Source organism: Pasteurella bettyae CCUG 2042, from assembly GCF_000262245.1.
Taxonomy (GTDB): domain Bacteria; phylum Pseudomonadota; class Gammaproteobacteria; order Enterobacterales; family Pasteurellaceae; genus Basfia; species Basfia bettyae.
This window is the reverse complement of the sequence record NZ_AJSX01000027.1, coordinates 50585-62047: the sequence shown is the minus strand read 5'-3', so window position 1 is coordinate 62047 and position 11463 is coordinate 50585. Positions and strand designations below refer to the sequence as shown.

Genomic DNA, 11463 nt, shown 5'->3' with positions numbered 1-11463 from the left:
GGAGATAAAGGTGACCAAGGTCTTCCTGGCGAAAAAGGTGCTAAAGGAGATAAAGGCGATCCAGGTTCTTCAGCAAGTGGTCAAAATAAAGAAGAAACTGTAGTTGCGGGTGATAATAATATTAATGTGACCAACCAACCTAATAATTTAGGCAGTAAAGAATATAAAGTTGGTTTAAATAAAGATATTAAAGTTAATTCGGTAACTGCTAAAGTGGTTAATTCTGAAACTGTTAATGCTAAAGAAGTTAATGTTGGTGATACAAAAGTTACAACCAATGGTGTAACTATTAAAAATGGTCCAAGTGTAACTAAATCAGGTATAGATGCAGGTAGTAAGAAAATTACTAATGTTGCTGATGGTACAATTTCTGCAACTTCTAAAGATGCAGTAAATGGTAGTCAATTACACGCAGTGGATCAACGTGTGACTAAAATTGATAATAGCGTACGTAACATTAATAATCGAGTAAGTAATGTTGAAGCTAAAGTTAGTAGCACTCGTAAAGAAATGCGCGGTATTGGAGCAAATGCCGCAGCTGGAATGTCTTTACCACAAGTTTATACCTCAGGTAAGTCAATGGTATCTGCAGCTGTAGGTGCTTATAAAGATCAATCAGCTGTTGCGGTAGGCTGGTCTAGAGCATCAGATAATGGTAAAGTAATTATCAAACTTACAGGTACTGCTAATACAGTAGGAGACGTTTCTGCAGGAGCAGGAGTAGGCTTCCAATACTAATTTAGGTTAGATAACCGAAAAGGCAATTTATGATGAATTGCCTTTTTTATTGGGAGTTTATAAATAAAACAAATAATTAGTTTAAATAGGAATTAAAATCGACAGGAATGAAAAGCGTTGAGAGTTCATTTGTTCCGCTCATTTTTGTTAATCTTTCCACTTCTGTGAGAAGATTTACTGCATCAGCAAAGATAGTTATTTCTGCAAGTTGTAATTGTTCACAAAGTGCGGTTAAAAACTCAGAAATTTCTAGCAGTTCATTTTCTAATATAGAGATCACACAACGTTGCAGATTTTGTTGGCGTAAACAGTTGGGTACGACATTTAGAGTAATGCGGTTTTGGGCTAAATTTTCTGTAAATTCGAGTCCAATTTGTTTAAACAAATACTTTTGTGCCTGCCATCTTGTAACTTGAGATTCACTTAATCTGAATAGAATAGGGATCAACAATGGCTGCTTTTCAATGGGTGCTTGTTGCAATGAAAGTTTAAATTTTACTTTTTGTAGTTTATTTAACGGTAATAAATAAAAATGCTGCTGTTGCTGTAACAGTAAAGCTTTGTTATTTACTAGTGCTAATGCCCTTAATACTTGACTGCTAACAGTTTCTACAGGGACAGAAATTTTACTTATATTTTTTTCAGCGGATATTTCCATATCAGTTTGAATACTTTGTTTTTCAGGTACTGAGCTGAGTAATTCAGCATAAATCTTTTGTTCTGTTTTGCTGACTTTTTCACTGCAAAAGTGCGGTTTATGTTCAGAAAATTTTGCTGAGAAGGTGTTGGAACGAGGAGACTCATCATTCATCACGGTAGCAGAATAAGCTTTTGTATTTTGTTTAGCTAAACTAGCGGATTCAAATATATTATGACCTGCCGCCCCTCGATTTGGCTTATTTGTTGAAATGTGCCAATTAGCTTGGGGTTCTTGGACTTGAGCATTATTTTCAGAATGAACATCATATTGAGCAAAATCAGCTTGCTCAGAATTTAATGCATTAACTATTCCTTGGTAAATAAAATCATGAATTAAGCGAGCCTGATGAAAACGAACTTCATGTTTGGTTGGGTGTACATTGACATCAACCTCATTCGGATCTAAATCTAGATAAAGCACAAATGCAGGATATTGTTCGTTATTTAAATAATCTGCATAAGCCTGACGAATAGCATGATTGATGACTTTATCTCGAATCATCCGTCCATTTACATAGCTATAAGCAAGGTCATTTTGAGAACGATGAAAATGAGGTAAAGCAATCCAGCCAGATAAGTGAAGACTATCATGTTTCCAATCAATTTGTAGGGCTTGCTTGATAAAATCATCACCACAAATAGATGCGACACGTTTTAATTTTTGTGAAATTTGTACCGCACTTTTATATTGACGCACTGTTTTGCCATTATGAGTAAGCGTAAAGGTAATTTGTGGTTTTGCAAGGGCAATCCGACGAATCACCTCATCAATATGAGCAAATTCGGTTTTGTCTGTTCGTAAAAATTTACGGCGGGCAGGTGTATTAAAGAATAGGTTAGCAACTTCAACAGTGGTTCCCACAGGATGGGAAGCCGGTTGAATCGTGGTTTCCATATCTCGACCTTGAGCATATACTTGCCATGCTTCATTTTGTTCTGCTGTGCGAGAGGTAAGAGTGAGACGTGATACTGAACTAATACTTGCTAAGGCTTCTCCTCGGAAACCTAAACTTAATATTGCATCAAGATCTTCAAGGCTCGCGATTTTACTGGTAGCATGACGAGCTAGGGCTAAGCCGAGTTCGTCTTTTGGAATACCTAAGCCATTATCACGAATACGAATCAAGCTCGCTCCACCATTTTCAATATCGATTTGAATACGTGAAGCACCAGCATCAAGGCTATTTTCAACTAATTCTTTTACCACAGAGGCTGGACGCTCGACAACTTCGCCAGCAGCAATTTGATTAGCCAGTTGTGGTGGTAAAATATGAATTGGCATAATAAATCCTATTTATTTTTATTCGTCGTCTTTTTCTTCATTACTGTTTTAGTTGATGTCGCTTTTTGAGCTTCAATAACAGGCACTTTAGCCTTTGACTCAGTTTTTTTGTCGGTGACTTTAGTTTTAGTTGCATTATCAACTTTATTTTTCGAAGCATTGCTCACTTTATCTGAATGAGTAGCTTTATTCGTATTAGTTTCTACTTTCGTGCTGCTTACTGATTGAACATTATTATTTACTTTTTCAGCTTTAACTGATTTTTTATTGTTATCCGTTGTTTTAGTTTTTTCTGAGGTTTTTGTAGTGGCTTTATCCGAACCTTTCTCCGATTTAGTATTTTTACTATTGTTTTGTTTTATTTCTGTTGTATTTTTAGTTTGTGGTTTATCTTCAGATGGCACATTTTTAGCATTATCAGGTAATTTTATGATAGCCCCGACTAATAAATTTTTACCTTTAAGATTATTTAATTCAATAATTTCACTAGATTTAATACCAAATTTTTCTGCTAATTTAGAAATATTATCACCAGATTTGACTTGATAGCGAATCGTCGATTTTTCTACTTTATCTTTTTGTAGGTTTTGAACAATATCTTTTGGTTTCTCTGGTTCGGCATTTTCTATTGGCTTAGCACTTGCTGGAATTTTAAGTTTTTTACCTGCAAATAAGGCATTTCTATTTTTGAGTTTATTTAATTCCAGTAATTCTGATTCTTTCGCCTTATATTTATTAGCAATGCTATATAGCGTATCACCTGATTTTACAATATAAGTATTATCAGAATTTATTTGATTATTATCTGAAGATTTCTCCTGTTTTTGATTGTTTTCTTGTTTTGTCTCTTCTTTGGCTAGATTCTGTGACAAACCAGGAATTTTAATTGATTCGCCAATATAAAGATCTTGGCGTTTTAATTTATTCAATGTCACGATATCAGCAGATTTGACATGATATTTTTGTGCTATTTTGGCAATAGTTTCACCTGAGGCGACTTTATGTCGAATACCACTATCAGCAATATTTTCCTTTGCTTGTTTTTGATTATTACTATCGCTATTACTATTATCTGTTGATATAGGTATTGGTTTGAAAGTGGTATTCGTATCAGAATTTGTATTGCGATTACGGTAGTCGACTAAACCTTGATAAATAATATAGGCAATACGTTTACGATAACTTGGTGAACTTAATTTAGCTTCTTCGCCAATATTAGATAAATAACCTGTTTCGATTAATACGGATGGAATATCAGGAGAACGCAAAACCCCTAAACTTGCATGCTGTGGTACACTTCGACTTAAATCTGTAATTTTAGAAAAATTACGCAAAATACTATTACCTAATTCATAACCTGCTCTTTGGCTATGTCCAAATTGCAAATCAAGTACCGTTTGATTGAGATATTTCTCATCATTATTACTGGATAATACTGAGCCAGCTCCACCAAGTAATTCCGATTGTTTTTCGTGATCTTCCAACCATTGTCCCATTTCATCATTTGCTCGGCGGTTAGATAATACCCAAACTGAAGCGCCTTTTAGTTCAGGATTGGTTGAAGAATCAGCATGAATAGAAATGAGATAATTTGCTTTATTTTTACGAGCAATTTCAGAACGTTCAGGAACAGAAATATAATAATCTCCACGACGAGTTAATACGGCACGAAAATTAGGGTCTTTATCTAAAAATGATTTCAATTCACTGGCAATGGAGAGGGTAACATTTTTTTCATACATTCCCATTGTGCGACTAATAGCACCAGGATCTTTACCTCCATGACCAGGATCAATAGCAATAGTCCAAACCGCTGCGGAAGCTTGGTTAATAGTTAAATAAAGGGCTGTCACAATAAAAGTAAAAAATCGTTTCATAATGCTAAACTGTACTTCAAATTATTTTGTTAATAATGTAATGATTTGTTCACCCCGAGCATTTTGAGCAATAAGTTCTAATTCACGGGCGGTTTCAGCATATTCAATATTCACAATTAAATCAGGCTTAGCTAACAAGCCAGCCCCTTTTTCGGTCCATTCAATAAGACAAATCGTATTTTTATTAAAATAATCACGAATGCCCATAAACTCTAATTCTTCGGGATCACTAAGTCGATAAAGATCAAAATGATAGATAGTTTTGTCTTGTAAGTAATATTCTTCAACAAGAGTATAAGTTGGACTTTTAACGTTGCCTTGGTGTCCTAAAGCTTGAATGATGCCTCGGCTTAAGGTGGTTTTTCCTGCACCTAAATCGCCATTCAGATACAGTACTACAGAGTTATCATTATCCAATTGGCAAATAGCATGAATTAACTTTTTACCAAAATCACACATCGCATTTTCATCTGCAATATATTGTCTGTAGTGAGAATGTGTCGTCATGAATATCCAAATCGAAAAGGTTAAAATAGTGGAATATTCTACCGCACTTTTCTTGAATTATGTAGAAAATATCTGAAATATGTTAGATCAAAGGATAAGTTAGATTTATCACTCTATGTAAAATAGGAAATATGCAAAAAAATAACGGCTGAGAATATCAGCCGTTGACATAACATATAATAAAAAATAAATAATTTATCTAAAGGATAAATTATGAAAAGATCGAGTAAATCGAATAAGGAGAAAATTGGAGCGGGAAACGAGGCTCGAACTCGCGACCCCAACCTTGGCAAGGTTGTGCTCTACCAACTGAGCTATTCCCGCACTACTAGTTAACTTTGCAATAAGTACTAAATTAGACAAATTGTCAGGTATTTATTGCGAATTTAATTAGTTTGATAAATCTATCATCTAGATTTAAATTGGAGCGGGAAACGAGGCTCGAACTCGCGACCCCAACCTTGGCAAGGTTGTGCTCTACCAACTGAGCTATTCCCGCATATCACAAGGAGTGATAGGGCTGTATTATACAAATTTTTTGATGAGGTGCAAGCTCAAATTTAGAAAAAAGATGAGCTTGCTTAGTTATTAAGCATAGATTTGCTTATTTAATAAAGTGTTCTCGATAATAGACAAGTTCAGCAATGCTTTCACGAATATCATCGAGAGCAAGATGGGTAGCTTTCTTTTCAAATCCATTTAATACTTCAGGTTGCCAACGTCGAGCAAGTTCTTTTAATGTACTTACATCTAGATAGCGATAATGGAAATAATCTGCTAACTCAGGCATATATTTAAATAAAAAACGTTTATCTTGAGCAACACTGTTCCCGCAAATAGGCGAAACTCCTTTAGAAACCCATTTTTTTAGAAAATCAAGTGTTTGTAATTCTGCAGCACGTTCGGTTAATTTACTTGCTTTAACTCGTTCAACTAAACCGTTCTCTGTATGAGTTTTAATGCACCAATCGCTCATTTTATTAAGCAACTCATCTGATTGATGAATGGCGAGAACAGGACCTTCTGCTAAAATATTTAAATCTTTATCGGTCACAATTGTAGCGATTTCAATAATTCGTTCTTGTTCAGGATCTAATCCTGTCATTTCTAAATCAATCCAGATCAGATTTTGATTATCTAATTGCATAATTTGGAGTATCCTATATAAATTCAGTTTATCTATATTATACGAAAATTGACCGCACTTTAAGGATTTCTATTTGGCTAAACGTAAATTAACTCAAAATCAAAAACGTCGAATTCATTCAAATAATGCTAAAACATTAGAACATCATCATCGAAAATCAAAAAAAGAAATTGATTGGCAAGATGAAATGCTAGGTGATACTCAAGATGGTATTGTGGTTACTCGTTATTCAATGCATGCAGACGTTGAGAATTCGCAAGGTGAAATTTATCGTTGTAATTTACGCCGCACTTTAGCAAATGTGGTTGTTGGTGATCATGTGGTTTGGCGTCAAGGGCATGAAAAGTTCCATGGTATTAGTGGCGTAATTGAAGCTATTAAACCGCGTAAAAATGAAATTGCTCGTCCTGATTATTATGATGGACTTAAAGTGATAGCTTCTAATATTGATCGTATTATTATTGTATCCGCAGTACTTCCTAGCTTATCTTTAAATATTATCGATCGTTATTTGGTTATTTGTGAGAATGCAAATATTCCAGCAGTTATTGTCCTCAATAAAGTGGATTTACTCACAGAACAACAATGGCAAGAAGCGGAAGAACAGCTTAATATTTATCAAAATATTGGCTATCAAACACTTATGATTTCCGCAACTTCTGGAAAAAATATGGAAAAATTGACCGCACTTTTAGGCGAAGGAATATCTATTTTTGTCGGTCAATCAGGGGTAGGTAAATCTAGCTTAATCAATCATATTTTACCTGAAGTGAATGCTCAGACAGGAGAAATTAGTGAAACTTCTGGGTTGGGTCAACACACTACAACTGCCTCTCGTTTATATCATTTACCACAAGGTGGGGAACTTATTGATTCGCCAGGAATCAGAGAGTTTGGGCTTTGGCATTTAGAACCTGATCAAATTACTCAAGGTTATCGAGAATTTCAATATGTGCTAGGAACATGTAAGTTTAGAGATTGTAAACACTTAACTGATCCTGGCTGTGCTTTAAGAGAAGCCGTAGAGCAAGGTAAAATTCATCCAGTGAGATTTGAAAATTATCACCGCTTACTGTTAAGTAGGGAAGAAAATAAATCTCAGCGTCATTTTGTTGATGAATAGCTACAAATAAATAAATTTTATTGATAAATTGTTACTTTTTATTTAAAAAAATAAGTTTTTCTCTAAAAATGTGAACTATCTCAAGTTTTCATTGGATTTAACTTGAATTAGTTAGTAATTATCTTAATACTAGATAAGATTTATTTTGAACTATTAATTAAAATCAGTTACATTACTGACTTTATTGTCGCTACCAAATTTTTATTTATGACAAGCAATTACTAAACTGGCTTGCTTTTTAAAACCCTATTCACAATTAACAATATACTTTATAGAGGTAAAATTATGTATTCAAAAGATGTTGAAATTACAGCGGCTAACGGCTTACACACTCGCCCGGCAGCACAATTTGTAAAAGAAGCAAAAGCCTTTGCATCTGAGGTAACTGTGACGTCTAGCGGTAAAAGTGCCAGCGCTAAAAGTTTATTTAAATTACAAACATTGGGCTTAACTCAAGGTACTGTAATTACTATTTCAGCTGAAGGGGAAGATGAACAAAAAGCGGTTGAACACTTAGTTGCATTAATTCCTACATTAGAATAATTTATTCATAGCCATAGAATAGAGTTTTATTATTTTTAGAATTCATTGTGATAAAAAATAATAAGATAGGTGTTGTATGGCTATGTTATATCTATTTTCATAAGTATTTTTAATTAGATTATTATCGGAAGGTTACACATGATTTCTGGAATTTCAGCTTCACCAGGTATTGTTTTCGGTCATGCATTAGTTCTTAAAGAAGAAAAAATTGTTCTTGATATGCATAAGATTTCTGAAGATCAGATTGAGCCGGAAGTAGCTCGTTTTTATGAAGGACGTTCAGCTGCCATTGAGCAACTCACATCCATTAGAGATCGTGCTGAAAAAAAATTAGGTGAAGAAAAGGCCGCTATTTTTGAAGGCCATTTAATGATCTTAGAAGATGAGGAATTAGAAGAAGAAATCATTAGTTATCTTCGTGATAACAAAGTCAATGCAGCAGTTGCAGCAAGTAAAGTGATTGAACAACAAGTTGCAATATTATCAGAAATTGATGATGAATATTTAAGAGAACGAGCTGGCGATATTCGTGATATTGGTAATCGTTTAATTAAAAATATCTTAGGCATGAAAATTGTAGATTTAGGTGAAATTAATGAAGAAGCTATTTTAGTTGCTTATGATTTGACACCATCTGAAACTGCACAATTAAATTTAGATAAAGTATTAGGTTTTGTGACAGATATTGGTGGTCGAACTTCACATACATCAATTATGGCTCGCTCACTGGAATTACCAGCAATTGTTGGGACTAATACTGCAACAGCACAAATTAATACAGGTGATTATTTAATTCTTGATGCCATTAATAACCTTGTATATGTGAATCCTGAACAAAGCCTCGTTGATAAATTAAAACAACAACAACATAAATTAGCAGAAGAAAAAGCGGAATTAGCTAAATTAAAAGATTTACCTGCAATTACCTTAGATGGTCAACAAGTTGAGGTTGTGGCGAATATTGGTACGATTCGTGACTGCGATGGGGCTGAACGCAATGGCGCAGAAGGTGTAGGGTTATATCGTACAGAATTTTTATTCATGGATCGTACTCAACTTCCTACAGAGGAAGAACAGTTTATTGCTTATAAAGAAGTGGTTGAAGCAATGAATGGTCGTCAAGTCGTATTACGTACTATGGATATTGGTGGAGATAAAGAACTTCCTTATCTGAATTTACCAAAAGAAATGAATCCTTTTTTAGGATGGCGTGCAATTCGTATTGCTTTGGATCGTCGTGAAATTCTCACCACTCAATTGCGAGCAGTATTACGTGCATCAGCTTTTGGTAAATTAGCTGTGATGTTCCCGATGATTATTTCAGTAGAGGAAATTCGTGAATTAAAATCGGTTATTGAGACGTTAAAACAAGAATTACGTACTGAAGGTAAAGCATTTGATGAGTCTATTCAAGTGGGCGTGATGGTCGAAACGCCATCCGCTGCAGTGAATGCTCGTTTCTTAGCGAAAGAAGTTGATTTCTTTAGTATTGGTACTAATGATTTAACACAATATACTTTAGCAGTTGATCGTGGTAATGAAATGATCTCTCATTTATATAATCCGATGTCACCTTCAGTTCTTAGTTTGATTAAACAAGTAATCGATGCATCGCATTCTGAAGGTAAATGGACGGGGATGTGTGGTGAGTTAGCTGGTGATGAAAAAGCCACTCTGCTATTATTAGGTATGGGATTAGATGAATTTAGCATGAGTGCTATTTCTATCCCTCGTATTAAGAAATTAGTGCGTAATGTTAATTTTTCTGAAGTTAAGGTGCTAGCTGATAAAGCGCTTCAATTACCAACTGCGGCAGAAATTGAAAACTTAGTGGTGAATTTTTTAGAAGAAAAACAATTAAGTTAGATACAAATTGATGTTTTTCATGTAAAATGCCGAAAAAGTTATCAGTCAGGAGAATAGAAAATGGGTTTATTTGACAAATTATTTGGCTCAAAAAACACTAAATCTGTAGATGTGGAAATTTATGCACCACTTTCAGGTGAAATTGTGAATATTGAAGATGTTCCAGATGTCGTTTTCTCTGAAAAAATCGTAGGCGATGGTATTGCAATTCGTCCAAATGGTGACAGAATTGTTGCTCCCGTTGATGGTGTAATTGGAAAAATCTTTGAAACAAACCATGCATTTTCCATGGAATCTACTGATGGTGTTGAATTATTTGTTCACTTTGGTATTGATACTGTTGAACTTAAAGGTGAGGGCTTTAAGCGTATTGCTCAGGAAGGTCAATCAGTAAAACGTGGTGAGACAATTATTGAATTTGATTTAGCATTTTTAGAGCAAAAAGCAAAATCTGTTTTGACACCAGTGGTTATTTCTAATATGGATGAAATTAGCGCTATGGATAAGAAAGTCGGTCAGGTTGTTGCTGGTGATTCAATTGTTTTAGCCTTAAAAAAATAGAGGCTGAATAAGTTTTATATGAAATTAGTGAAAGTTCGCTTTATATGAGGCGGACTTTTTATTTGATTATTAATAGTAAACTAGTGGAAGAGAATTATGTTTGGAAAAGGTGGTTTAGGTAATTTAATGAAACAGGCTCAGCAAATGCAAGAGCGTATGCAAAAAATGCAAGAAGAAATTGCTCAGCTTGAGGTGACTGGTGAATCTGGTGCTGGTTTAGTTAAAATTACCATTAATGGTGCTCATAATTGTCGTCGTATCGAAATCGATCCTTCTTTAATGGAAGACGATAAAGAGATGCTAGAAGATTTAATCGCTGCGGCATTTAATGATGCAGCTCGTCGAGCAGAAGAATTACATAAAGAGAAAATGGCTTCAGTGACAGCAGGTATGCCAATTCCTCCTGGTTTTAAAATGCCATTTTAAAAAATGTTGTAATTTAGACCGCACTTTTATGTGCGGTTTGTTTTTACTAGGTTAGAATTTTTATGCAAAGCAGTCCTTTATTAGAAAATTTAATTGAAAGTTTACGTTGTTTACCTGGCGTAGGGCCTAAGTCAGCACAGCGTATGGCTTATCATCTTTTACAACGAGATCGTCAAGGTGGTATGAGTTTAGCTATTGCTTTAACTGAATCGATGTCAAAAATTGGTCATTGCCAGCATTGTCGTACTTTTACAGAGGAAGAACAGTGCAATATTTGTAAAAATCCTCGACGTCAGCATTCAGGGTTATTATGTGTGGTAGAAATGCCTGCTGATATTCAGGCTATTGAGCAAACAGGGCAGTTTTCAGGAAGATATTTTGTATTAATGGGACATTTATCTCCTTTAGATGGCATTGGTCCACGAGAAATTGGTTTAGATTTACTCCAAAAACGTTTACAAGAAGAATCATTTCATGAGGTTATTCTTGCCACAAACCCAACGGTAGAGGGGGATGCAACGGCAAATTATATTGCTGAATTATGTAATCAATATAATATCAAAGTCAGTCGTATTGCACATGGCATTCCTGTTGGTGGCGAGCTTGAAACTGTGGATGGTACAACCTTGACCCACTCTTTTCTTGGACGTAGACCGCTAAGTTAGTAAAAGTGCGGTACATATTGAAAAAATTT

At 34.7% G+C, this 11463-nt stretch carries 11 protein-coding genes and 2 tRNA genes; 7 read left to right on the top strand and 6 right to left on the bottom strand.

From position 1 onward, the window contains the following. On the top strand, positions 1 to 738 hold a 738-nt coding region (locus tag HMPREF1052_RS05045; RefSeq protein WP_005760329.1), incomplete at its 5' end, for a YadA family autotransporter adhesin. Positions 739 to 814: 76 nt separating this feature from the next. Here HMPREF1052_RS05045 and mutL read toward each other — a convergent pair. From mutL to orn, 6 genes are all read right to left on the bottom strand, one after another. Continuing rightward, positions 815 to 2719 carry a DNA mismatch repair endonuclease MutL gene (mutL, locus tag HMPREF1052_RS05040; RefSeq protein ID WP_005760360.1) on the bottom strand — a complete coding sequence of 635 codons (1905 nt, stop codon included), beginning with the start codon at positions 2717 to 2719 and terminating at the stop codon, positions 815 to 817. 8 nt (positions 2720 to 2727) lie between these two features. Next, a complete protein-coding gene (locus HMPREF1052_RS05035; protein WP_005760334.1) occupies positions 2728 to 4596 on the bottom strand; it encodes an N-acetylmuramoyl-L-alanine amidase in 1869 nt (622 codons plus the stop codon). Between the two features lie 21 nt (positions 4597 to 4617). Continuing rightward, entirely contained in the window at positions 4618 to 5103 is a 486-nt protein-coding gene (tsaE, locus tag HMPREF1052_RS05030) for a tRNA (adenosine(37)-N6)-threonylcarbamoyltransferase complex ATPase subunit type 1 TsaE (RefSeq protein WP_005760354.1), read from the bottom strand. Between the two features lie 248 nt (positions 5104 to 5351). Continuing rightward, positions 5352 to 5427 (bottom strand) — tRNA-Gly (locus HMPREF1052_RS05025). Between the two features lie 99 nt (positions 5428 to 5526). Beyond that, positions 5527 to 5602 (bottom strand) — tRNA-Gly (locus tag HMPREF1052_RS05020). Between the two features lie 105 nt (positions 5603 to 5707). Then, positions 5708 to 6250, bottom strand: a complete 543-nt coding sequence (gene orn / locus HMPREF1052_RS05015; protein ID WP_005760283.1) for an oligoribonuclease — start codon at positions 6248 to 6250, stop codon at positions 5708 to 5710. Between the two features lie 73 nt (positions 6251 to 6323). Between orn and rsgA the strand changes: the two genes are divergently transcribed. The 6 genes from rsgA to recR all read left to right on the top strand — a co-directional run bounded on the left by rsgA (position 6324) and on the right by recR (position 11434). Then, positions 6324 to 7373 (top strand): small ribosomal subunit biogenesis GTPase RsgA, encoded by a 1050-nt coding sequence (gene rsgA / locus HMPREF1052_RS05010; RefSeq protein WP_005760279.1) that lies wholly within the window; start codon positions 6324 to 6326, stop codon positions 7371 to 7373. A 285-nt stretch (positions 7374 to 7658) separates the two neighbouring features. Beyond that, the gene (gene ptsH, locus HMPREF1052_RS05005) at positions 7659 to 7916 is read left to right on the top strand and encodes a phosphocarrier protein Hpr (RefSeq protein WP_005760327.1); all 258 of its coding nucleotides are present in this window, start codon (positions 7659 to 7661) and stop codon (positions 7914 to 7916) included. A gap of 138 nt (positions 7917 to 8054) precedes the next feature. Beyond that, on the top strand, positions 8055 to 9782 hold the full coding sequence (gene ptsI, locus HMPREF1052_RS05000) for a phosphoenolpyruvate-protein phosphotransferase PtsI (protein ID WP_005760346.1): 1728 nt from the start codon (positions 8055 to 8057) through the stop codon (positions 9780 to 9782). 60 nt (positions 9783 to 9842) lie between these two features. Then, on the top strand, positions 9843 to 10343 hold the full coding sequence (gene crr, locus HMPREF1052_RS04995) for a PTS glucose transporter subunit IIA (protein ID WP_005760297.1): 501 nt from the start codon (positions 9843 to 9845) through the stop codon (positions 10341 to 10343). A 96-nt stretch (positions 10344 to 10439) separates the two neighbouring features. Next, positions 10440 to 10769, top strand: a complete 330-nt coding sequence (locus HMPREF1052_RS04990; protein ID WP_005760318.1) for a YbaB/EbfC family nucleoid-associated protein — start codon at positions 10440 to 10442, stop codon at positions 10767 to 10769. A gap of 62 nt (positions 10770 to 10831) precedes the next feature. Further along, entirely contained in the window at positions 10832 to 11434 is a 603-nt protein-coding gene (gene recR / locus HMPREF1052_RS04985) for a recombination mediator RecR (protein ID WP_005760282.1), read from the top strand. Positions 11435 to 11463: the final 29 nt, after the last annotated feature.